This is a genomic window from Pseudomonas sp. PK-RTE-24, from assembly GCF_054052265.1.
In genome coordinates, this window is sequence record NZ_CM133224.1 from 4,617,767 (window position 1) to 4,641,845 (window position 24,079).

Below are 24,079 nucleotides of genomic sequence, written 5' to 3' on the forward strand. Positions count from 1 at the left end.
CAGCCTTTATGGCCCTCAACCGGAAATGGCGTTAGCATTTCACTCATTCGGCTGAACAAGCCTGTTTATTCAGATCAGGGTTGCATTGTGGAAAAGCTAAAACGCCTTCAAAGCGGGATCGAAGGGCTCGACGCGCTGCTTCAGGGGGGCTTTGTCGCGGGCGCCTCGTACATCATTCAAGGGCGTCCGGGCTCCGGCAAGACCATCCTTGCCAATCAGCTCGGATTTCACCACGCCCGAAACGGCGGCCGTGTGCTGGTCGCCACGTTGCTGGCCGAGTCCCACGACCGTCTGTTCCAGTTTCTGTCGACCATGAGTTTCTTCGACGCCTCGCGAGTCGGCGCCGAAATTCAGTTTGTCAGCGCCTTCGATACGCTGGAAAACGAAGGCCTTGATGAAGTCGTGAAGCTGCTTCGGCGCGAAATCACCCGGCAGAAGGCGACCGTCATGGTCGTCGACGGCCTGCTCAACGCACGTTCCAAAGCCGACTCGCCGATCGATACGAAAAAATTCATCTCTGAACTGCAAGGCCATGCCGCATTTGCCGGTTGCACCGTGCTGTTCCTGACCAGCTCGCGCCTGGACGACGGCAGCCCCGAGCACACGATGGTCGACGGCGTCATCGAAATGGGCGAAGAGCTGTTCGGTACCCGTTCCGTACGGCGCATTCATTTGCGCAAGACTCGCGGCAGCGGCGCGTTGACCGGTCTTCACGAGTGCGAGATCACCGATAACGGCCTGGTCGTCTACCCGCGCCTCGAAAGCCTCTACAAGCGCCCTTCCGCCCCTGACAGCGCGGACATGACGCGCATTCCAAGCGGCATTGCTTCACTGGATGACATCCTCGGGGGTGGCTTGCACAGCTCCAGCGTGACGCTGGTCATGGGGCCTTCCGGGATCGGCAAGACCACGCTGGGTCTGAAGTTCATCGCGCAGTCGACGGCCGAATCGCCGGGCCTGCACTTCGGCTTCTATGAAAGCCCGCAGCGGCTGCGGCTGAAAGGCCGTTCGCTGGGCATTGATATCGAACACATGGAACACAGCGGTGCGCTGAGCATTGCCTGGCAGCCAACTACCGAAGGCTTGCTGGACGGCCTCGGCGCACGCCTGCTGAGCCTGGTCGATGAAAAAGGCATCAAGCGCCTGTTCATCGATAGCCTCAGCGGCATGACTCGGGTTTCAACCACACCGGAACGCATCACCGACTTTTTCAGCGCGCTGATGAATGAGCTGCGATCCAGAGGCGTTACGGTGTTCGCCTCATGGGAAATGCGCGATTTGTTCGGCTCCGAGGTCAGCGCACCGAACTCCGACCTGTCCAGTATTGTCGACAACCTGATGCTCATGCGTTTCTTTGAGAATCACGCTGAACTTCACAGGACGCTTTCCATTCTCAAGATACGTGATAGCTCCTACAACCCGTCGCGGTTCGAGGTGGTTATCCGTGATCAAGATGTGTTCCTGGAAAAGGCTTTGAAAAATGAACCTTCAGTCACAGCTGAGTCATTGCCTGGTTCAATTTCGTAAGTCTGCAAGCGGGTTGAAATAACATGACCACCATCCTGGTAGTCGACGACGAGTATCTGATTGCTGACATTCTTGGCTTTGCGCTTGAGGATGAGGGCTTCATGACTGTGACCGCGAGCAATGGCAAGAAGGCTCTCGAAGTGCTGGAAAGAGAACGTCCAGCCCTGGTCATCACTGACTTCATGATGCCGGTCATGGACGGCCTCGAATTCGCCGAAGCCGTGCGTGCCCAGCCGTCCGTCAAACACTTGCCGATCATTCTCATGAGTGGCGCGCAAGCGCACATCGGCATGCAGCGCTCCGATCTGTTTGATGTGGTAGTGCCCAAGCCGTTTGATATTGCGGTGATTGTGGCTGAGGTGAAGAGGCTGTTGGGCTCATAGATACTCGACGACAAAGGCAATTTCGGCATTGGCATCGCCCGCTCGCATTTGCGCATTGGAAGGCTCGATGCGCACGAAGCGGGCTTGCAAGGAAACGGATGCATTACCGCCGCTCGATGTTGGCGCTTTCATTATGTAATTCTGGTTCAGCTTGAGTATCGTCCTGTCACTGAAGCGCATTTGCAATGCCAGCCCTTTGGCAGTGGAATTACTGTTGAGGTGTACCACGCCGGTATCAGCGCTCCATGCAGGGCTGCCCGCAGTGGGCGAAAAGGAGTACCTGAAGTTATTGATTCCGGGAGGACAGTTTTTCATATCAAGAAAGAAATATTTCTCCTTGGCATAGTCACCGTTCTGCAAAAAATCGCTCATGGTGTAGCTGCCCATATCCACTTTCACATCAGGTGTTTCACAAGACTGCGAGACGATCCGCGTGCCATTTGTATTCATTGCCAGAGGCTCGATTTCTGCAGCGACGAAGGTCCCAAGTTGGCCTGAGGGTATCGTCGCACTGCCGGAAATAGTTCCCGTCTTTACAAAACGCAAGATGTGCTCAGAACCATTCCAACCCCAACCGCCAGCAGTGTCGGTAGTTCCTGGAAAGCCTTTCCACGCTTTCCCCGATGGCGGTCGGACCCATTGCCAGCCGATTCCGGTATTTCCGATAGGAAAAATCTCCGCGCCCGGCTGAGTAACGCCGACAGTATTGCGTACACCTTCGTTGTGTACCGCAGAGCACCTGAATGAGCTGGGTATGGCGCCCAGGGTCACGATCGGGCTTTCATAGATAACCGTGCCGTTGGGCGTGTCACGAGGCACCGAGATCGTGGCTGGAAGAACCACCCTGACACTGCCCTTGGAATGGTCGGGATAAAATTCGCAAACTGCAGCCATTGCGTTAAATGGCAGTAAATACAAAAAACCGACAATTAAAACATGGGAAAACTTCATAGCAATCTCTCTGAACTCGCCGTGTTTGCAAACATTTGAATGGCGGACGATTGCGTGAACTATCAGCAGTAAACGCCACCAAAGCGGCAGCAGACGATAATGAAAAAAAGGAGCTTGAGCAAAAAGTTTATTTATTCGCAAACAAGACAATTCTCATGGACCCACAAGAAACTTTAGATAGTCGGTTTAAACAAGAAGCCTTCTGCGAATTCGTTAACAAATGTTAGCCGTTATCGACATACGCAAATAGAGCACAATTTAAGACTCGTCTTAAAGGCCCAGCGAATCGAGGTTATTACACTGTCTACTCTTGATAGGAGAAACGATTCCGTGAGAGCCCTCGATACCCTCAATAGCTCAAAACCCCAGAGCAACGCCGCCATCTACTGCCTGACCATTCTTGCGCTGGCACTGATCGCCATGACTGTGGTCGCCGGCTACCAACTCAATGAACTGTTTCCACTGAAGGCTGTGGTGCAACAACAGGAGGTCCAACTCACCCAGCGCGCCGATGCAATCCAGTCGATGAGCGCAGAACTGAAGCGCCTGGCGGAACAGAAACAGGTTTTGGAAGCCGACCTGCTTAGCGCAAAGGAACAGGCGAAGGCCGCTGAGCACGCAAAAACCGAACTCGAAAACAATCGACAGGCAGCCCTGACCAGCGCGGCGTTAGAGGATGAAGATTCACTGTGCGCGATCATCGAGCAAAACATCCGACTTGTTGCGGACCAACTCAATCGCGACGATTTCTTCCGCCTGCGTGATGAGCGCGAAGCTGAAGCCGAAGCGGTACTTGAAAGCTATGAAAAACAACTCGCCAGCTGCATTGAGCAGTTGACAGCACAAACCGCATCGCCAGCACAAACTGACTCTGCACCCCATGCGCAAGACTTTGCTGCGCCGATCGAGCGCTGATCAAAAAGCCCTGGTAGCCAGGGCTTTACGTTTACTGATTAAAGTTTGAATTCCTTGGTCAATTTGTTCAGCGACGCCGCCAATTGCGACAGCTCCGCCGATGCGACTGCGGTCTGTTTCGATCCCTCTGCGGTTTCACACGAAAGGTCGCGAATGCTGATCAGGCTGCGATCCACTTCACGCGCAACCTGAGCCTGCTCTTCTGCAGCGGTTGCCATCAGCAGGTTTCGCTCGTTGATGAGATTCAGCGAGCCAGTGATGTCGGTCAGCACTTCGCCGGCGATATTGGCCATTTCGAGCGTTCTCTCGGCCTGAGCGCGGGTGTGGCTCATGGAGGAAACTGCGCGGCTGGTGCCCGACTGAATGGAGCTGACCATGGACTCGATGTCCTCGGTCGACTTCTGAGTACGCTGCGCCAGCCCTCTCACCTCATCGGCAACCACGGCAAAACCGCGACCCGCCTCCCCCGCCCGCGCTGCTTCGATCGCTGCGTTCAAGGCAAGCAGATTGGTTTGGTCGGCAACCTCTCGGATAACGTCCAGCACGCTGCTGATATCGCTCGCCATGGTCGATAGCGCCTGCACCTCAGCCGAGGTGCTGTGCACGCTGGACACCATCAGATTGATTGCGGCTACCGTGTCGCTAACCTGGCTTCGACCGGCGACGGCTGCCGCACTTGATTCCGACGTCAGCTGCGAGGTCGATGCGGCGTTGTCTGCAACCTGCTCCACCGCTGCACTCATTTCAGTGACGGCGGTGGCGGCCATTTCGATTTCATGGCTCTGACGTTGAGTGATACGCGAGATATCTTCAGTGACGCCGTGCATGACCTCCGAGGTCTCGGCCAACTGCGTGGACGAATCACGGATCATGATCAGGGCATCTCGCAGGCTGGTTTGCATCGCCGCCAATGACGACAGCATTTGCGCCGCCTCATCAGAGCCATCCAGCGCAATGGTTTCGCTCAGATCATTGGCGGCGATGCATTCCGCTACCCTCAGCGAGCCTGCAATCGGCACGGTCAGACTGCGGGTATACAACACGGCCAGGGCCAACGAAGCACCGATCGCGATGAGAATGAACACACTGACGATCAACAGCGTGTGCTCATAGACATTGTCGGCCTGCTTGCCCGCCTCATAAGCTTCTATCTCGTTGAGAGCAATCAACTTTTTGAGCGCGACCTGTACGCCATCCGACGCCGCACGCATCTGATTCCTGGACAGCGCAATGGCCGCTTCAAGCTGCCCGTTCGCCACTGTTTCAAGGTATTGGTCCTGCGCCTGATCGTTGACCTTCTGTGCTTTGGCAAACTCCTCGAACGCCTCGCGCCCGGCGTCAGTCGCCAGCAGGTCAATGAGCGCACGCTGATGATTTTTGATCATCTGACGCGACTGCTGGATGTCAATCAGGGCCTGCGCTTTGCGCTCACTCGTTTCAATGGGATTGCGCAAACGAGCGTTGTTGCCCTTGATTTCGACGAACTCTCGATCGAGTTGGCCGAGCAGCTTGATACTCGGCACGATCGTCGTCTCGACGTACGTTTCTGCCTTGTTGAGCAAGTCGACTTGCTGCAGGGCGATCAATCCGATCGCGATAATCATGAGACAGAACAAGCCGAAACACAGCGCCGAACGCGGCGCGAGATTGAGTTTACGAAGCAGCATGATGCCTTACCTTAGAGTGTATTCAAGACAATGGGGTAAACGAGTGGGCAGCAGAGCGGCGCTGCGGTATAGCGCCTCGGCGCATACCTGGATCAACGCGGGAAGGTGCGGTAGCTAGCGGTTGGCGCACGGAGAGAGTGTGGAGTTGGTCGAGGCCGGCTCCGCAATTTCCTTGAGCGCCGGGTCGGCCAGCATCAGAAAATCTGCCAGTCGCGGCAGATTGATTTTCGAGACCAGGCGCATCCAGCGTTGCGGATGCGGGTTGAAGAAGGTCTTCGACCACTGGTGATCATCGTTGGGATTGAAAATCAGCAAATGACGAATCAGCGGGTTTTCCCCGAAAAAGTCGAGCGGATCCATCGCCATCTCGCTGAGCAGCTCAGCATTGACGACGACCAGGCTCAACCGTTGAGGGCAGTAATACGTCAGTATTTTCAGGTCACGATAAGTGCAAACGTTCAAGACGCTGAGACAGCCCAGCTTGTTGAACTGCTGTTCGATTGACAGACCTCTGCGCACATCGCTATCGGCGATCAGGATCCGCAAGGATCGACTGCGGTTATTTTCAAGAAACATCGGGCACCTTTGGCAGCTCCATTCTTCCTTTCAAGAAAATAACCAAGGGCCAACCTGTCTGATATGAGACTTGTCTCAAAAATGAACGCAGGGATAGATGATAAAAAGCCACACCTTGACGACAGCCCACGCGATCGGCGCATGGTCTGGCTCAGAAAGTGTTGAAGGAGGGATTTTGCAACGCAGGGGAGTGGCGACAAGCCAGAAGCGCGGGACGGTTCTGTGCGAACCAGACAATTCTCATTATTAACGCCCCTTTTTGTCAGTAACCTTGAAACAAGGGGCGCAGACTCATTCTTTCCAAGCCATCAAGGCAGCGTCATCGTCACTACGTAATTACCGCTCGTTATCTGGTGACCCTTGTTGTCCGTGAGCAGCAAGCGCTGGTCGTAATAATCGTCCTGCTCATGAGTATCGGCAATCACCTTCACAAACACCTGCTGGCGCGACTCACCTCGCCCTGCCGCACTGACGTTGTTCACGGTAAAAATCTGCCCGGTGCTTGCCTGGGGGCAATCAAGCAACTCGACAGAAGAATGGCTGGCGCCACTGGCAATGCAACTTGCCTCGACAATTCGACCGCTGAAGCGAATCACTCCGCTGACCGGCGCAGACTGGGCTGCGCTGACGGTGTCAAAACCGAGCAGGCAAAGGCAGGCAATCAATAAAGGACGTCGAATGATCATCGCGAAACTCCATGGTTATTAACCAAGGTATCGCCCGCTGCAAAATGATCTTTAACGTCAGCTTCAATGCAAGGCCAGTCGGATGGTCATGAGCCGATACGTTTACAGCTCGATCCGTTTGATTTTCTTGATCAGATCAGCCTGTGCATGCTCCAGCTTCAATGCACTGCGATTGAGGTCCAGCGGATCGATAACAGGCGCCTCGCACTCGGCTTCAAGCTCGTTACACGCCTCAATGACCTGATGCTCGGCAACAATGCGCGCCGCCCCCTTGATGCGGTGCGCCAGGTCAGCCAACAGCCCGGGATCGCTTTCGGGTATTAGCGAATGCAACTCCTCCAGATCCTTTTCGCAACTCGACAGCGCCTCGCGCAGAAGTTCTTTCATCATGTCGAGATCGCCTCCGGTGAGCTCGTCAAGACGCTCGCGAATCGAACCCAGCTCCTTGATAGTCGCCGCAGGCGGGCTTTCAAATGGCTGGGTTTCAACATTTTTTTCCCAGCCTGCAAGCATGATCGACAAGGTGCCGAGACTGATCGGTTTGAACAGACAATCATCCATCCCGGCCTCCCGGCATTTCACTTTTTCTTCCGGCTGCGCGTTGGCCGTGAAGCCCAGTACGATGCACGGCGATCCACCACTTTCGCGTTCGTCCTGGCGAATGGTGCGGGCCAGCTCATAGCCGTTCATGACCGGCATGTTGCAGTCCGTGATCACAATGTCGAACGGCTCCGAGCGCCACAGCGCCAATGCCTGGGCACCGTCGGCGGCATCACGCACCGCCTGGCCAAGGAAACTCAGCTGCTGCGTCAACAGCAGGCGGTTGGCGCTCTGGTCATCGACTACGAGAATCCTGAGTGTCGGTACCGGTTTGTCCTGAACAACCGAAACAGGCAGCACTTTGCCGCCAAGCGGGCTGAGAATATTGAAGAACAGCGACACTTCCAGGCAGGTGCCTTTGCCAAGCGTACTGGTAATGTTCAGCCGCCCGCCCATCAATTCGCACAATGAACGGGAGATCGCCAGTCCCAAACCGGTGCCGCCTCTGCTGGAGGGACCATGATTGGCTTGGGAAAACGGCTGGAACAGATTCTGCAGATCGGCGCTGGAAATGCCGATGCCGGTGTCCTCGACCTTGAGGTCGACCTGTAAGCGTTCGTCAGCGAGACGTTGGCCGCGAATCGAGACGCTGACATGGCCGGTGTCGGTAAACTTGATCGCGTTGCCCACCAGGTTCGAGAGCACCTGCTGGAAGCGCATCGGATCAACCAATACGTCACAGCCGACAGTGGCGTCGATGTCGAGCTTAAGCACCAGACTCTTCTGCCTGGCCAAGCCGTCGAACACCCGCGCCACGGATTCGACCAATTCGCGCAGGTTGGCACGTTTCGGCGAAAGGCTGACATGGCCCGATTCGATGCGTACCACATCGAGGATATCGCCGATCAGTTCCAGCAGACCTTTTGCCGAGTCGTATGCCACTTCAATCGCCGGCCGATCGAAGTGACCTTGCTCGGCACGCTTGAGGGTAAGTTCGAGCATGCCGATCACGGCGCTCATCGGCGTACGGATTTCGTGGCTCATGGTCGCCAGGAACGTTGTTTTGGCGCGGCTCGACTCGTCAGCCAGCTCTTTCGCCGAACGCAACTCCTCGATCAGTTCACGGCGTTCGCTGATATCGATCCAGCCGCAGATCACGCCTCTGACTTCACCCGCCGTATCGTGATAGGGCTGGATCCAGTGATAAATGATCAGCCGCGTATCACCGACATGCAGCGTGCGATCCACCTCGTAAGGTTCGTCCTGCTCGATGACGCGCAGGTAGTCATCGTGAAACTGCAACGCTTCCTGGCGATTGCGCTTGCCGCTTTCGAGCACGGTCTTGCCGATCACATCCTTTTCTGACAGGCCAAATGTTTGCAGATAATTATTATTGCAGGTCACCAGCCGACCTTCCCGGTCACGTACGTAAATGGGATGCGGCGTGCCGTTGATCAGCGCCCCCATGAACTTCAGCTGATCGCCGAGCAAGCGCTCTGCACGACTGCGTTCGCGAATCTGCCGACGGATGTAGAAATTCCACGCCAGCGATCCCAGGATAATCAGGAACGCGCCAGCGCTGATCTGGTAGATCAGCGCCTTGTAATCGCGCCACGACAACCCCGAAAACGCTGCAATGGGACGCCACCTGTTGAGGATTACGTCCAGCTCATCCGGCGGAATGCTCAGCAGCGCCTTGTTCAGAATGCTGACCAGTTCGGTATCGGCACGCCGCGCGGCGAAAGCGAGGAAGCCTTTGTTCATGCCGACGATGTTGGAGATACGCAAGCTGTCGCTGTAGATGTGGGCGATGTAGTAGCGCGCACTGTGCAACGTGGTAATCATCGCGTCCGCTCGACCGTCCTTCACGTCAGCCAAGGCGCCCAGAACTGTTTCGTTATCAACGATCTCGATGTCGGGGTAGTCCTTGAGCAGCTCACGCTCAGCCGAACTTTCGGGCACTGCGACGCGCTTGCCGCGCAGCTCCTGCAGGCTTGAAGGCGCGCCTGCGTCCTTGGTGGTGACGATCACAAAGGGGCTGGCAAGGAACGGATGAGTGAAACGCATGCCGACTTCCCGCGAGACCGTTGGTGTCAGCAGAGAAATATCCGCGCTGCCATCCAGCAGACGCGTGCTCAGACTGGAAAAGCTGTCGGTGCGCTCGACATTGATCTGCAAGCCGGTACGCCGCTGGATGAGCTCGAGCAGATCAGCGCCGATCCCGCCAAAGTTGCCGTCACCATCAAAGAATGCAAACGGTGCCTGATCGTCATTGATCACGAACCGCGCGACCGGATGCAGCTCAAGCCAACGTGCTTCGCCGGGTGTCAGGTCAATGCGTTTGGGCGTCAGCGCCCCGCCGCCGCCCGACCAGCGCTTGGTAATTTCGGCAATCTTCGCATCACCCAGCGACTCGAGGGTCGAATCGATCAGACGCAGCAATTGGTCGTTGCCCCGGCGCAAGGCAAAGCTGAAACCGCTGGTTTGGGTTTTGACGAAAGAGTGCAGCCGCACATAGTTGAAGTAGTTGAGGTTGATCAGGTAATTGCTCGACACCGTATCGCCGAGAAACAGGTCGACCTTGCCAAAAGCCAGCGCAGCCAGTGCCAACTCGTTCGATGGAAAAAGCACGAATTCGGCGTTGGGGTATAACGCGTGTAATTGACTGGAAGGCAGGTAATCGTCGGCAACCGCAATACGCAAACCGGCCAGATTGGCCGGCATCGGTCGTCGATCATCGCCGCGCATGAACATCGCCGGCACGTCTTCGACATAAGGCTTACTGAGCGTGACGAGGCCGTCGATCAACTCGAAACTGTTGGAGCTGCCCAGCATGTCGATGTCGCCACGCTCGAGCGCCGCCATGGCGTCGCGACGGTCGGGATAAGCCTTGACGGTAACTTCGACATGCAAGGCCTGACCGATAATGCAGGCGATGTCGGCGGCTATTCCCTCGTACCGCGTACCGCTGGCGGTCATGACATAAGGCGGGAAATCCGGAAGCGCCGAGCCCAGCACCAGACTGCGCTTCTGCCGCAGCCAACTCCAGTCGTCATTGGCCAGATCGACCTGCAGTTCCTTGCAGTCAGACCGACCGAACACCTGCAGAGTGCGCGGCTCTGCTGCCCACAACGACCCGCTACCGAACATGACAAGCACACTGACTAGCAAAACACCGCGCAACAGATGAAACATAAGCGAGTTATCCCTGGTTGTCCGCCGTCAGGCTGTGCTGCAACTTGAACAGCTCCGCATCACCACGAATGCCAAGCTTTTTGAAAGCGGCCTGTTTTTGCCCGCTGATGGTTTTGCGACTGCGCGAGAACTTCAAAGCGATCTGCGTCACTCCCATCCCCTCGAGGCAGCAGCGCAATACTTCTTTTTCTTTCGGTGACAGCAGAGGATTACTGAGGAAGTCGTCGCCGTGCGCCGCGCCATCATCATTGGCACCAGCAGGTTCGTCGACCGACGCAGGCAGCACATCGAGTTCGAAGGCCATTTCCGGCGACAGATACAACTGGCCGGACGCAGCACTGCGGATGGCGGTGATCAGGTCATCGACCGACTGCGACTTGCCGAAGAATCCGCTGACGCCCGCCCCGATCGCCATATTCACTACCGCCGGGCGCTCTTCGGAAGATGAGACAAGGATGCGCATGCCCGGATATTGCTTGCGCAGCAGGCGGATCAGATTAAGCCCGTCCAGCTCCCCATCGTGCAGTTTGTAATCGAGTATCAGCAGGTCGATGTCGATTTCGCGCAATCCGGCGAGCAACTGCGCGCTGCTGCCATACACACCTACGACACTGAACTCGGCTTCGCGCGTCAGCCGCGACTTCATCGCCAGACGTATGAGCGAGTGATCATCAAGGATGGCAACGCGTAACGGATTCACGACTGACCAATGCATGAACAGCTCCATGATGAAGAGTGTTGGAGGACCATCAGCACTTGGCAACCGCAGCAAATCCCGGGCATTACCGAAGCATTCAGGTGCATCTGATTGATTTCTCGGCACATGATGAGTGTTTTGAAGGCGTGACGAAATAGGGCTTTGTCCCAAAAGTCAGAATGCCGCTTGCATCAACGATCGGATGTGCCTATTGCGCGGCGCCAGGACGACTTCTGGCCTTCGAAACGCCAGTCGACCAAATGCGCCCAATTCATCGGGCGAGCATAGAAGAAGCCCTGCCCCCACTGACAACCAAGCCGCGCCAGATGCTGAACCTGATCTGCGGTTTCAATACCTTCTGCCACCACGCGCATGTCCAATTCCCGGGCCAGGGCCAACGCCCCGTGGATGACCGCGCTGTAGCGCGCCTGATGGAAATTCTGCACGAAGCCGGCGTCGAGTTTGATTTCGTTGAACGGCATCTGGCACAGCCGCTCAAGTGAAGAATAGCCGACACCGAAATCATCGATTGCCAGACTGAAGCCGAGCATGCGCAGACGCACCATGTTTTCCATGCTGATCTCGGGCATCTGCAGCAGGCCGGTTTCCGTGAGCTCGAAAATGAGCCCAGCCGGCGAGGCGCCATGGATGCGCAACAGCGCCTTGATCCGGTCGACAAGATTCGGATTGGCCATCTGCGTCACGTCGAGATTGAACGCCAGCTTGAACGGCTTGCCGTGAGACTGGACGAAGCGCTGCAGACTCAAGCCTTGCGTGAGCAGGCTGAAAAACATCTCATCGAGCAGCCCGCAGCGCTCGATCGTCGGCAAGAACATGCCCGGCGAAAGCAATCCACGACTGGGGCTCTGCCATCGCACCAGCACCTCGGCGCCATCCACTTCACCGCTGCGCAGATGAAATTTGGGCTGGAAGTAGGCGCGAAACTCCTGCCGACGAATGGCTTCGAGTACCTCACCCTCTGTGGGCTGATCAAGCTGACTTTCTGCCACTTTGGCATCGATCTGATTGTGCGGCCGGTAGCGAGCCAACAACGGCGCCAGCACATCGACCATCAACGGTTTTCCGACACTGCCAAGCAACTCAAGCCCCTGCAACGTGACGATTCGATCAACCGTGCGCAACAAGTCTTCAGGCAGTGAACTGCAGATGATCACTGCACGAATCAAACCGGCCTCTCTCGCCAGGCGCAAGAACGTCAAACCATCCATCCCGGCCATGCTCAAGTCACACAATGCAACGTCCACGCCTCCAGCCTGGGATATCACAGCCAGCGCATCCTTGCCGTCAGCCGCCTGAAAGATATTTTTGTACCCCAGACTATTAAGCGCACTGACTGCCGCCGTGCGCTGAAAGGCGTGATCTTCCAAGACCAATATACGAAGCGTGTTCACAAACCTGGAACCTCTTTCTATCAGTCGTTAATAGCGAAAGTCTGAATAATCTTTCAAGCAGGACGCCCGCTCACAAACTTTGCGTTGACTGAGAATTTCTGCATCCGCGAATACTAGCCAGACAAAGACCGCACGACTTTGAGAATTGTCTCATTTGGTTCGCTGCACCATTACCGCAAATATGAATACGCCACTGCCATATTACTGACTGGCTCGCACCTTTATCGCTTTAAGACAAATCCCAAAGACCCGCCACCACCGCACACCTAATATGGCCTGGCATTTCAATGCAGCACTTCACAATAACTTCGGATATAAACATGAAAAAGTTCGCTTTCGCAGTACTCACTCTTTCCGTACTGGCTGCCTCCACTGGTGCAGTGGCTGAAGAAGAAGCCGCTAAAGCTGTCAAGGGCGGCAGCGGTCAAATCAGCTTCACCGGCGTTATCAACAACGACGCCTGCTCGGTAGACGGCGCTTCGGGTAACGACAAGATGATTGCCGTGGACATGGGCAGCGTGTCGATCAAAGACATGGGCACCGACTCTGCTCCGGGCGCCGGTCGTGTGGCCGCCAACGATTTCAACCTGAAAGTGAACTGCAACGCTGGCACCAAGGTTTCGATGCTGTTCAAACCAACCGTAAACGGCGGTTCGGGCCTGGTTGATGGCAAGAAAGTTCTCAAGCTGCAGGGTGCAGACGCGGCCAAGGGCGTTGGTATCGCACTGCTGGACAGCAATGGCCAGTTGATCGACCTGAGCTCCGAAGCCACTGCCAAAGTGCAGACCAACCTGACTGGCGACGCAACCACAGGTGGTGACGGCACCCTGTCGTTCGCAGCCGCTTACGTCACCACCGGCGACAAGACCACCGCTACTGCCGGTACCGGTAACGCCACTCTGCCGTTCGTTCTCGAATACGAATAAGCAGCCCGCAATACCTGGACGGGGCCGCTGTGCCTCGTCCTTCCCGAACAGATTAATCGGTGAAATCTATGTTAAGTCGCTACTTTCCGCTTTGCCTGGGGCTTGCCGGGGTGTTGATGACGCACTCGGCATTCGCCAGCATCTCCTTGAGCTCCACCCGGATTATCTTCGATGGCGCGCACAAAGAGGCGAATGTCACCGTGCGCAACGGCGGACAAACCATTCTGGCGCAATCGTGGCTGGATGCCGGCGACACGGCTGGCAGCGCACCGCCTTTCGCAGTTACTCCACCACTGGCCAAACTTGAGCCCAATCAACAGCAATTACTGAGGATTCTTTATGAAGGCCGCGGCATGCCTGCGGACAAGGAGTCGGTGGTATGGCTGAACGTGCAGGAAATCCCCCAGGCCAGTGCTGCCGATGTCAACACGCTGCAATTGGCGGTACGTCAGCGTATCAAGGTCTTCTTCCGCCCGGACGGACTCACCGGTGATGCCGCAAAGGCACCGGAGCAACTTGCATGGCAATTGGGCACTCAGGCTGGCAAGTCGGTGCTGAAAGTAAAAAACCAAAGCAACTACCACGTGTCGCTGGCGGATCTGAAAGTCGTTGCAGGGAAAAAAGCGGAATTGGTAATTGATTCGACAATGATCGTTCCAGGGGAAGTTCGCTCATTCAATCTGAAAGATCTGCCAGCTGGTACTTCGCATTTGAGTTTTTCAGCAATTAACGATTACGGCGCACAACAACGATTCGATGCACCACTAAGCGTTGCCGAAAGCCATGCCGAGCGCGTGAAAGATGCCTCCGCCCAGTAAATCCCCCACCCCACCCTGCCAACTTACAAGCTATTCACAAGTTCCGGACTCCGGTTGAAGCAACACGGACTGATAAGGCAAATTGCATGTTTCCCTCCCAACACCACACATCTGAAAGTTGTGTTAAGCATCATGTTGCGCGCCAGAAAAACAAAGCGGCGTTGGGCTGCCTGCATCCATTGTGCTTTGCTATCAACATGGCCATTTGCGGCTTCGCCGTGGGCGCCGAAGCCCCGGCCGCAGTGGCGAGTGAATCTTTCAATACGCTGTTCCTTGAAGGTTCATCGGCGGTCGATCTGCAACCGTTGCTGAATGCCAACAGCGTCTTGCCAGGCCAATACCGCGTCGACGTGTTCAGCAATGGCACGCTGGTCGGGCGTCGCGATATCGATTTCGCGGCCAACCCGGTCAACGGCAAAGTCGAGCCACGCATCACTCTGGAACTGTTGCAGCAGCTGGGTGTGGACATGCGCAAACTTCGTGAGCAGGGTCTGGTTGACGAGCAACACCCTGCCGATCACTACGACCTGCCTGCAATGATCGAGCAAGCCAGTCTCAATTTCGATGCCAACCGCCTGCGCCTCAATATCAGTGTGCCGCAGGTCGCCATGGCGCGTGGCATGCGCGGCTATGTAGATCCAGAGCTTTGGGACCAAGGTGTGGCCGCCGGTTTCATCAACTACCAGCTGAGCAGCACCCGCAGCAAAACCGATTACTCGACGCAAATTTCCAACAACCTCGGGCTTCGCAACGGCCTGAACCTGGGCGCCTGGCGGCTGCGCAACGAGTCCAACCTGAGCAGCTCCACCGGCCGGCCCAATCGGTTCGTCAGCAACCGCACCTTCATCCAGCGCGACCTCACGGCGATCAAGGGGCAACTGAGTGCGGGGGAAATCTTTTCCGATTCGGATCTGTTCGACAGCGTGCGCTATCAAGGCGTCAAGGTGGCCTCTGATGAGGGCATGCGCGCAGACAGCGAGCGGGGCTATGCGCCGATCATACGTGGCGTTGCTGAAACCAACGCCACGATCGAGGTCCGCCAGGATAACTACATTCTCTACACCACCAACGTGCCGCCGGGTCCGTTCGAGATCAGTGACATCTATCCATCGGGCTCCAACGGCGATCTGGAGATCACCATTGTTGAAGCAGATGGACGGCGCAAGGTCACCCGACAGGCATTCTCCGCCCTGCCGACGATGGTGCGTGAGGGGCAACTGAAATACAGCCTGTCGAGCGGCAAATTCAACAACAACAGCGAGGGCTATGACAAGCCCGCCTTCCTCAGCGGCACGTTCGCCTACGGCTTGACCAGCAACCTGACAGGCATTGCCGGCCTTCAGGCCAGCAATGGTTTCAAGGCGATTTCAGTCGGTGCGGCGAAGAACACCTCGATTGGCGCAATGTCCCTGGACGTGACGCAATCGTCCAGCAAGGCATTCGGCAAAACCACCCAAGGCAGCAGCATACGCGCGCTCTATGCAAAGACCTTCACCGGCACCGATACCAGCTTCACCCTCGCCGCTTATCGTTATTCGACCGAGGGTTATCGCACGCTGACCGACCATGTCCAGGACACCAGCTCCGGGGCCACCCGGCGCCTGGGTAATTCCAAAACCCGCACCGACCTCACGGTCAACCAGACTTTGGGCGAAGCACGCCAGTTCGGCTCGCTGTACCTGAACGCCAGTGACCAGCGCTATTGGGATCGCGGTGGCTCGCGGAGCTTTTCCGCCGGCTACAACAACAATTGGCGCGACCTGAACTACAACATCAGCCTGAGCAAAACCCAGGAGTTCGGCGCGCGCGGTGACACCAGCAACGACACACAACTGAGCGTCTCGATTTCGTTTCCGCTCGGTTCGACACCCCGCGCACCGCGCGCCTACATTTCCAGTAACCATCAGAACACCGGTACCAGCACCCAAGCCGGGATCAACGGTTATCTGACCGAGGACAGCGACACCTACTATTCCGTGCAGACCGGGCGCAGTGTCCAAGGCGATCGATCTGGCTCGCTGAGCCTGAGTACCCGCACATCGATGGGCGACCTGAGCTTTGGCTACAACCGAGGCAACGGTTATGAATCACAGAACCTGAGTGCCGCCGGATCGCTGGTGGCCCATGCAGGCGGCATCAATATGGGCCAGACCGTCGGTGAAACGTTCGGCCTGGTGGAAGTGCCCGGCATGTCGGGCGTCGAAGTCAGCAGCTATTCGGGTGTGAAAACCGGCCTGAACGGCTATGCGGTTCTGCCTAACGCGCAACCGTACCGCGTGAACTGGGTAACGCTGGACACGCGTAACCTGGGCGGTGAGATCGAGCTGGACAATGCCACCCAGCAACTGGTGCCAAGACGAGGTTCGATAGTTCTTGCACGCTTCGAAGGCAGCAAAGGCAGACGCGTCCAATTTGAACTGTACGATGCCAACGGCCAGCCGATTCCATTCGGCGCGGTGCTGTTGGATAGCGACGGCAAACAACTGGCATTGTCAGATCCGACGGGCAAGGCCCTGGCGCTGGTGACCAAAGATCACGGTGTCATCACCATCAAGTGGCAGGGCAAAAGCTGCCCCGTGCCGTACAAGCTGCCGGAAAAGGTCGAAGGCTTGAACTATGAACAATACCGGTTGGCCTGCTCTTCGAGCGCGAAGTAGACCGACCGCGAGCTTGTCACTCTACGCCCCCTCAACCAAAACTCAGCCCTGATGATTCAGGGCTTTTTAATGCGCAGTTTGAGCATCGCGTTGATCAATACGCTGCCCCCAGAGCTGAACGTCAGGAGACCTTCCACGGATGCTCACGCCACTTGTTCTGAAAAAACTCGATGAACACTCGTATCCGTGGACTCAAATGCTTGCGATCCGAATAAAGCAGGTAGATCGGCTCAACCACACCCGTTTTGAAATCCTCAAGCAACGGCACCAGCGTTCCCGCTTTTACATCAAGCCCGATATGAAAGTCCGCAAGCTTCACCACGCCAGCGCCTGACAGCGCCATGTCGCGCAACAGATCGCCTTGAGTAAAAGACGCGCTGGCGGTCACCGGTACCGAGACGCCGTCTCCATCCTGCAAAAATGACCATTTGTTCCACGGGCTGACGAAGCTGAAATTGAAGCAACGATGATTCAGCAAATCTGCGGGTGTGGTTGGTGTGCCGTGTTCAGCCAGGTACTGCGGCGAGGCACAGATCAGCCATTCACATTCGCCGATGCGTCTGGCAATGCGTGATGAGCTGGGCAATACGCCGCTGTGGATGGCGATATCGAGCCCTTGCTCGAAGTGATCGACGAATTGCGCGCCGAGTTGAATCTCAACGTCCAGTGAGGGATACAAATCCAGAAATTCCGGTAGCCACGGCACGATCTGGTGTTTGGCGAAAGAGGTCATGGTGTGGATGCGCAGGGTGCCACTGACCCTGGAGGGCAACGCCTCGGCCAGCGAGTCCGCCTCGTTCATGGCTTCGACGACGGCTTTGGCGCTGCGCAGGTAAGCGGCGCCCTCCTCGGTCAGCGTCAGCACGCGTGAGCCGCGCTGGAACAGCCGGACCTGCAAGCGATCTTCCAGGCGGGTGATCAGTTTGCTGACCGCTGATGGCGTCAGGTGATGGGCGCGCGCGGCAGCAGAAAAACTTCCACATTCGGTAGACCATATAAAAGCGAGCAGCTGCGAATAATTGTCCATGGCCGGTCCTGGCGAAAAGCTTGAAGGCATGTTGTCTCAACGCTTATGAAAAAGCGCGCCGAAGCGCGCTTTTTCCTGGGGTCCGGGTCAGCGAATGAACTGTTCGATGTAGTCGTCCGGCAAACCCAGCGTCTTGTAATGCGCTCGGGCGGCTTCAAGCTTGGTGAAGACATCTTCGTAACCCACGGCAACGCCCTGCGGATCGACGTAAGTGTAGCCACCCTGCACGTGGAACCAGGTGATCATTTCACTCACATCCTCGGGGACGAACAGGGTATGCGTTTCACCGGGCGGCTCATAGGCAAAAGACCCCTCCTCCGCGACCCAGTCATGCTCCAGGTAGTACCAGCGCCCCTTGAGCACGATCGCATGCACGCCGCCGGTATGGCGGTGACGCGACAGCACGCCGGCCTGACGCACCCGCAACAGGTTGATGTAATAGCCGCCGCTGGTGTTGAGCAGCAATGGCTTGAAGGAGACAGATTTTGTTACCGGCACCCACAGCGCATCGTCTTCGAGCCACTGCGTCATGACGCCCGGATGCACCATGTCGGGCGTCATGAATGGAACTTGCGGCAACTGATACGCAATGGCGAGTTCATCAGGTTTAACAGGAGTATTCATAGTCAGGCCTCTCGGTTTTTTTGACGAATTCACAGCACTTGATTGCGCCAGGATTTCGCTTGAGGAAAAGGTTATGGCGTCGCTGTACGGGAGAAAACAGCTACTTGGTCACACCTGTTGTGACGCAGGATCACAGTGTCGGGGCGGGTTCGCGCAGACTCTGACCAGCCGTGAACCAAGGCTGTCAGCCGCCGCCAATCCTTCCACCAGGCGCTGGTAGTTCAAGGGCGGTTGCATGTTTCTGGCGTAAACCGCCGATAAGGTTGCGTCCACGAGAATATTGATCTGCGCCGTCGTCAACGGCGTGCGCTGACCCAGTTCAGCGAACGTCACGGGCAGCTTCACCGCGTGCAGCAGACGCGCGACCTGTTCAATCTCTTCGGCCGGTCGCGCCTCCACCGCCATCTGCACCAGCGTGCCGAACGCCACCAGTTCGCCATGCAGCATCGACGCCATCGCCGGTATCGCGGTCAGCCCCCGAACCAGGGCATGGGACAGTGACAAACCACCGCTCTCGAAACCGACACCGCTAATCAGCACGGTGCCTTCGATGACCCGCTCGACATCATCGGTGAGTTCATGACGACACACCGCCTGATAAGCCGGGACGCCGTACTGCATCAGCGTGTCGAAAACCAGGTTGGTGAGCATCAATGCCGTGTGCAGCGGCGGTGTACCGAAAGAGTTGTGGCCGCCGGCGGCGTAGCACTGTCGGGCTTCGAATTTCTTGCTGATGGCATCGCCGATCCCGGCCGCGAAGAACCGTGCCGGCGCCTGAACGATGACCTCTGTATCGACAATCACCGCAGCGGGATTCATCTTCAGAAACTCCACGCCCACCACTTTGTGCTCTTCGTCGTAAAGCACGATCAGCCGACTCGTTGGCGCGTCACTTGAAGCGATCGTGGGGCAGACAATGATCGGCACGTCGAGATTGGCCGCCAGCCCCTTCGCCGTATCGATGGTCTTGCCACCGCCCAGCGCAATGATCGTGTCGGGGGCGTGCAGCAATGCCTGCTCGGATAACTGCGCAATCGCAGCGCGCGTGCACTCGCCGGGAAACTCGATGTGCAATGGCTCCAATCCCTGGTCCTGCAACGTGGCGCCAACCTGCGGCCATAGATGCCGGGCGACAAACTCATCGCAAAGAACCAGCGGCCGTGATCGGCCCATGTCGTTCAGCACTCTGCCCAATTGTTGCAATGCATTCGGACCCTGCTCGTAGCGCCCGGGAAATCCCATCGTTTTAACCATGACAAACGTCCTCGCAAGAAGTCATCAGCGCATCAACCAGCCGCCCGCGACATCAACCACCTGGCCGGTAATGAAGTCGCTTTCGCTTGACGTGAGAAAACACGCCGCTCTCGCCACCTCAAGCGGTGTGCCCAGCCTGCGCAGCGGTGTCTCGTCGACCACGGTTTGATTGGCCTGGGCCGATACGGTCTTGAGCAATGGCGTTTCGATTCGTCCAGGTGCCAGCGCATTGGCGGTGACACCGAACGGCCCGAGTTCGCCGGCCAGGTGGCGGGTAAAGCCGATGATTGCGGCTTTGGTCGCACTGTAGTGCGCTGCGACAATCGGCAAGAACGCGCTGCCCGCCACCGAAGACATATTGACGATGCGCCCGAACCGGCGCTCGACCATGCCGGGCGCGAGCACTCGCACCAGGTTGAAGGAGCCATTGAGGTTGATATCGACCACCCGCAGCCACTCCTCCGGCGCCATGGTCCAGATCGGCGCGGGTGCGCCGTGGTGTTTGGGCGAAACGCCGGCGTTGTTGATCAGGGTATCGATGGGGCCGAGCTCACCTTGCACGCGCTCGCATGCAGCAGCGCAGTCTTGAAAACTCGCGACATCAGCCTGCGCCCACGCGACCGCAAAACCCGCATCACGCAACGCCACGCCCTGCTGTTGCACCTTGTCGGCATCAGCATCGAGCAGCGCCACGGCTGCACCTTCTTCGCAATACAACCGCGCGATCGCCGCACCGATACCGCCCCCGGCGCCGGTGACCATTACGGTGCGCCCAGCGTGTCTGGAATGAGTCATGAGCTGTTCTCACTTGCAGATGAATGGACTGGGTCAGAGCCCCAGATAAGCACGCTTGACGTGCGGGTTTTCCAGCAGTTCCTGGCCGGTGCCGCTGAGCACCACTTCGCCGTTCTCCAGCACGTAACCACGATGAGCAATGCGCAGCGTATGAACGATGTTCTGCTCGACGATCAACACGGTGGTGCCCAACTGGAGAATCCTGTTGATGATCTCGAAGACCTGCGACACCAGCAGCGGCGACAGGCCCAGCGAGGGTTCATCAAACATCAACAATTTCGGCTCGGCCATCAGGCCCCGGGCGATGGCGACCATTTGTTGTTCGCCGCCCGACAGTGTCCCGGCGTTCTGATCAAGGCGTTCGCGCACCCTCGGAAACAGATCGAGAATATTGTCCAGACGCTGCCTGTAGCCCGCTCGTGCACTGCGTTTGTAGGCGCCCATCAAGAGGTTGTCGCGCACGCTGATGAAGGGAAACAACTGGCGCCCCTCCGGTATCAGCGTCAGGCCCGCGTCGACAATCTGATCGGGGCGATTGCCATCGATGCGCTGGCCTTCGAATTCGATCGTGCCTTGGGACGGTGTGACGATGCCGCACAAGCTGCGCAGGGTCGTGGTTTTGCCGGCGCCGTTGGCGCCGACGATAGTCACCACCTCACCGGCATTGACCTCGAACGACACGCCACGAAGGATCTCCGTACCGCCATAGCCGCTGTGGACGTTGTCGAGTTTAAGCATGGCTGTACTCCTTACCGAGGTAGGCTTCGATAACCTGAGGATCGTTGATCACATCGTGAGGCGCGCCCTGCATCAGCAGCGTGCCGGAACTGATCACGACGATGCGGTCAGAAAGGCTCATGGTGGCTTGCATCAAGTGCTCGATCATCAACACGCTGACGCCCGAATCACGCACCCGGCGAATGACTGCGATGGCCTTGGCAACATCCGTCGGGTTGAGGCCGGCCATGACCTCGTCGAGCAGCAGGATGCGCGGGCGGGTCGCCAGAGCGCGGGCCATTTCCAGGCGCTTCATGCCGCCGACCGTCAAGTTGCGCGCCCGGGTGTCGAGCAGCGCGGTGAGTTCGGTCAGCTCGGCGACTTGCTCGGCGATCGCCCTCGCCTCCTTCGCGTCGGCGGTGTGCATGAATGCACCGAGCATGATGTTCTCGCAGACACTCAAATCAGCGAATGGCTGCACGATCTGAAAGGTCCGGCCAATGCCTGCCCGGGCGAACTCGGCCGGGCTGTTCGGGGTGACCCAGTCGCCATTGAGCAGGCGCACTTTCACCTGGCCTTTGGATGGCAGAAGAAACCCGGAGAGCTGGTTGAACACCGTAGTTTTGCCGGCGCCGTTCGGACCGATCACACCCACGATTTCGCCTTCGGCCAAGCTCAGCGAAACATCGTTGGTGGCGTGCAGTCCGCCAAAGAACTTGTGCAGGTTTTCTGCGACCAGAACCGGCTCACCGTGCGTGGCCGAGTGGGCTTGCGCCAAGGTCGGCCCGATCGGTGCTTTTGTATTTGCCATCGAACGACGGCCGCCGGGCAATGAGTCGATCCAGGCAAATATCCGAGCCCCAAAACGCCCCACCACGCCTTGCGGAATAGTCAGCACCACCGCGACCAGCACGATGCCATAGACCAGACCGTGCACCCCGCTGCCCAGATCGCCAAGCCAGCCGCGTGCCAGTTCAGCCAGCGGCAGCACCAGCAAAGTGCCGATCAGCGGTCCCGATACCGTGCCCAGTCCACCAATCAACGCGAACATGGCGATCTGAATCGACATCTCGAGAGAAAACATCGAGCCGGGTTCGATGAAGGTCAGGTACATCGCATGAAAGCTGCCGACCAGGCTGGTGATAAATGCGGACAACACCACGGCGATCAGCTTGACCTTGACCGAGTTCACGCCCACCGCATGGGCGGCGTCTTCACGCTCACGCACGGCGATCAGGTAATAACCCAGTCGGGAATTCTTGATCTTCCACGACACTGCCAATGTGATGAGCAGAAAGGCGAAGGCAATCAGCAGGTATGGCCAGCGCGGGCGGAACAACATCCACTCGAAACCGAGCTTCAGCGGTACGCCCAGCCCTGCCGCACCACCGGTCACGTCATGCTGATTGATCGCCACCAGACGCACGACCTCCAGCACCGCAATGGTCGCCAAGGCAAAAAACGGCCCGCGCAATCTGAAGCACGGCCAACTGATCAGCACCGCGACAATCGACGATAGGATTGCGCCAGCGAACATGCCGATCCATGGACTGATGCCCAGTTTCATCATCAGCAGCGTCGTCGTGTAAGCGCCCACCCCATAGAACACGGCATGCCCCAACGACAGCTGGCCGGCAAACCCGCCGACGATGTTCCAGGCACTGGCCAGTGCCGCATAACTGCATATGAGGATGAACAGGTGATAAACGAACGGCGAGCCAACGCTCAATGGAATGATCAGTAACAGCGCCAGGGCCAGTGCACTGACATAGACACGCGGGTGCAAAATATTCATGAACATCTTCCTCACTCAGACCCGCGACCGGCGCCGAAAAGACCTGTCGGACGAAACACCAGGATGCCCAGGAAAATCGTGAAGTAGACGACCTCCTTGAGGTCCGGCGCGATGTAGTAACCGGCGAGACTGTCGACGATGCCGATCAGCATTGAACCGATCAGTGCGCCGGACAGGCTACCCAGGCCGCCCAGCACCACAATCACAAACGCCGTCAGCACGAAGAAAGTGCCAACGGTTGGAAAGACCGGATATTGCGGAGCGATCAGTCCCGAGGCGACGCCCAGGCAGGCGCAACCCAGGCCGAAGGCAAACACATAGATGTTCTTGACGTTGACACCCATCAGTTGCGCCGCGTTGCGATGCTGTGCAGTAGCGCGGACAGCCCGGCCGAGAAAGGTGTTCTGCAAAAACCAGTGCAGCCCCGCGACCAGTGCGAGCGACGCGACAAACGTGATCAACTGACCGCTGCTGACGCGAAAGGCGCCGAAGCTGACGGTCGTGGTACCGACGCTGATGTTCTTCACCGTCATGACGTCGGCACCGAAGATCAGCAACGCGCCGTTCATCAGGGCAATCGAGACGCCGACGGTGGCGAAAATCTGGATATGTCCCTCGGCGCCAAGCAACGGCTGGATGATGAAACGCTGCATTGCCGCACCAGCGGCAAACAACAGGATCGTCGCAGGAATGATCGCCATATACGGGTGGATGCCGAAGTGCGAATTCAGCAAGTACACGGCATACAGGCCGATCATCAGAAACTCGCCATGGGCGAAGTTGACCACACGCACGATGCCGAAAATCAGAGTCAGGCCGATGCTGATGATGGCCAGCGTGCCACCGAGCAATAAGCCGTTTAACAGGAGCTGGATGAAAATTTCCACGGTTGGCGCCCTCTTTGCGAGCGAACGAAC

20 protein-coding genes are annotated in these 24,079 nt (G+C 57.4%); 6 read left to right on the forward strand and 14 right to left on the reverse strand.

Going from position 1 to position 24,079, the window contains the following annotated elements:
- The first annotated feature begins 87 nt into the window (after nt 1-87).
- Both ACV8MC_RS20665 and ACV8MC_RS20670 read left to right on the forward strand, forming a co-directional pair.
- Nucleotides 88-1,527: an ATPase domain-containing protein gene (locus tag ACV8MC_RS20665; RefSeq protein WP_130899380.1), complete on the forward strand. Its 1,440-nt coding sequence runs from the start codon at nt 88-90 to the stop codon at nt 1,525-1,527.
- A 23-nt stretch (nt 1,528-1,550) separates the two neighbouring features.
- Nucleotides 1,551-1,910, forward strand: coding sequence for a response regulator (locus tag ACV8MC_RS20670; protein ID WP_016774585.1), 360 nt, complete (start codon nt 1,551-1,553; stop codon nt 1,908-1,910).
- On the opposite strand, the gene ACV8MC_RS20675 is transcribed toward ACV8MC_RS20670, so the two are convergent.
- Nucleotides 1,905-2,861, reverse strand: coding sequence for a fimbrial protein (locus ACV8MC_RS20675; RefSeq protein WP_056785684.1), 957 nt, complete (start codon nt 2,859-2,861; stop codon nt 1,905-1,907). The genes ACV8MC_RS20670 and ACV8MC_RS20675 overlap by 6 nt on opposite strands.
- Before the next feature lie 330 nt (nt 2,862-3,191).
- Between ACV8MC_RS20675 and ACV8MC_RS20680 the strand changes: the two genes are divergently transcribed.
- Nucleotides 3,192-3,776: a hypothetical protein gene (locus ACV8MC_RS20680; protein ID WP_056785683.1), complete on the forward strand. Its 585-nt coding sequence runs from the start codon at nt 3,192-3,194 to the stop codon at nt 3,774-3,776.
- A gap of 38 nt (nt 3,777-3,814) precedes the next feature.
- Here ACV8MC_RS20680 and ACV8MC_RS20685 read toward each other — a convergent pair whose 3' ends face one another.
- The 6 genes from ACV8MC_RS20685 to ACV8MC_RS20710 form a co-directional block, all read right to left on the reverse strand.
- The gene (locus ACV8MC_RS20685) at nt 3,815-5,443 is read right to left on the reverse strand and encodes a methyl-accepting chemotaxis protein (protein ID WP_457263278.1); all 1,629 of its coding nucleotides are present in this window, start codon (nt 5,441-5,443) and stop codon (nt 3,815-3,817) included.
- 114 nt (nt 5,444-5,557) lie between these two features.
- Nucleotides 5,558-6,019, reverse strand: coding sequence for a hypothetical protein (locus ACV8MC_RS20690; protein WP_252885945.1), 462 nt, complete (start codon nt 6,017-6,019; stop codon nt 5,558-5,560).
- Between the two features lie 308 nt (nt 6,020-6,327).
- Nucleotides 6,328-6,705 carry a type 1 fimbrial protein gene (locus ACV8MC_RS20695; RefSeq protein ID WP_016774580.1) on the reverse strand — a complete coding sequence of 126 codons (378 nt, stop codon included), beginning with the start codon at nt 6,703-6,705 and terminating at the stop codon, nt 6,328-6,330.
- A 102-nt stretch (nt 6,706-6,807) separates the two neighbouring features.
- Nucleotides 6,808-10,440 carry a transporter substrate-binding domain-containing protein gene (locus ACV8MC_RS20700; RefSeq protein WP_323620637.1) on the reverse strand — a complete coding sequence of 1,211 codons (3,633 nt, stop codon included), beginning with the start codon at nt 10,438-10,440 and terminating at the stop codon, nt 6,808-6,810.
- A 7-nt stretch (nt 10,441-10,447) separates the two neighbouring features.
- Entirely contained in the window at nt 10,448-11,155 is a 708-nt protein-coding gene (locus tag ACV8MC_RS20705; protein WP_258708205.1) for a response regulator transcription factor, read from the reverse strand.
- Between the two features lie 173 nt (nt 11,156-11,328).
- Nucleotides 11,329-12,549, reverse strand: a complete 1,221-nt coding sequence (locus ACV8MC_RS20710) for an EAL domain-containing response regulator (RefSeq protein WP_095179872.1) — start codon at nt 12,547-12,549, stop codon at nt 11,329-11,331.
- Between the two features lie 320 nt (nt 12,550-12,869).
- Between ACV8MC_RS20710 and ACV8MC_RS20715 the strand changes: the two genes are divergently transcribed.
- The 3 genes from ACV8MC_RS20715 to ACV8MC_RS20725 all read left to right on the forward strand — a co-directional run bounded on the left by ACV8MC_RS20715 (nt 12,870) and on the right by ACV8MC_RS20725 (nt 16,950).
- Complete coding sequence (locus ACV8MC_RS20715) at nt 12,870-13,475, forward strand: fimbrial protein (RefSeq protein WP_056785673.1); 606 nt, start codon at nt 12,870-12,872, stop codon at nt 13,473-13,475.
- 68 nt (nt 13,476-13,543) lie between these two features.
- Nucleotides 13,544-14,293: a fimbrial biogenesis chaperone gene (locus ACV8MC_RS20720; protein ID WP_457263283.1), complete on the forward strand. Its 750-nt coding sequence runs from the start codon at nt 13,544-13,546 to the stop codon at nt 14,291-14,293.
- A gap of 197 nt (nt 14,294-14,490) precedes the next feature.
- On the forward strand, nt 14,491-16,950 hold the full coding sequence (locus tag ACV8MC_RS20725) for a fimbria/pilus outer membrane usher protein (RefSeq protein ID WP_457263285.1): 2,460 nt from the start codon (nt 14,491-14,493) through the stop codon (nt 16,948-16,950).
- 121 nt (nt 16,951-17,071) lie between these two features.
- Here ACV8MC_RS20725 and ACV8MC_RS20730 read toward each other — a convergent pair whose 3' ends face one another.
- The 7 genes from ACV8MC_RS20730 to ACV8MC_RS20760 all read right to left on the reverse strand — a co-directional run bounded on the left by ACV8MC_RS20730 (nt 17,072) and on the right by ACV8MC_RS20760 (nt 24,049).
- Nucleotides 17,072-17,977, reverse strand: coding sequence for a LysR family transcriptional regulator (locus ACV8MC_RS20730; protein WP_016774575.1), 906 nt, complete (start codon nt 17,975-17,977; stop codon nt 17,072-17,074).
- Nucleotides 17,978-18,064: 87 nt separating this feature from the next.
- Complete coding sequence (locus tag ACV8MC_RS20735) at nt 18,065-18,601, reverse strand: 2,4'-dihydroxyacetophenone dioxygenase family protein (protein WP_024012829.1); 537 nt, start codon at nt 18,599-18,601, stop codon at nt 18,065-18,067.
- Between the two features lie 108 nt (nt 18,602-18,709).
- Nucleotides 18,710-19,855: a glycerol dehydrogenase gene (locus ACV8MC_RS20740; protein ID WP_095179870.1), complete on the reverse strand. Its 1,146-nt coding sequence runs from the start codon at nt 19,853-19,855 to the stop codon at nt 18,710-18,712.
- 24 nt (nt 19,856-19,879) lie between these two features.
- Nucleotides 19,880-20,650 (reverse strand): SDR family oxidoreductase, encoded by a 771-nt coding sequence (locus ACV8MC_RS20745; RefSeq protein WP_056785667.1) that lies wholly within the window; start codon nt 20,648-20,650, stop codon nt 19,880-19,882.
- A gap of 33 nt (nt 20,651-20,683) precedes the next feature.
- A complete protein-coding gene (locus ACV8MC_RS20750; protein ID WP_073474647.1) occupies nt 20,684-21,388 on the reverse strand; it encodes an ABC transporter ATP-binding protein in 705 nt (234 codons plus the stop codon).
- Nucleotides 21,381-23,162 carry a branched-chain amino acid ABC transporter ATP-binding protein/permease gene (locus ACV8MC_RS20755; protein WP_236168954.1) on the reverse strand — a complete coding sequence of 594 codons (1,782 nt, stop codon included), beginning with the start codon at nt 23,160-23,162 and terminating at the stop codon, nt 21,381-21,383. The genes ACV8MC_RS20750 and ACV8MC_RS20755 overlap by 8 nt, the downstream gene beginning before the upstream one ends.
- Nucleotides 23,163-23,173: 11 nt before the next feature.
- Nucleotides 23,174-24,049 (reverse strand): branched-chain amino acid ABC transporter permease, encoded by an 876-nt coding sequence (locus tag ACV8MC_RS20760; protein WP_024012825.1) that lies wholly within the window; start codon nt 24,047-24,049, stop codon nt 23,174-23,176.
- Nucleotides 24,050-24,079 lie beyond the last annotated feature (30 nt).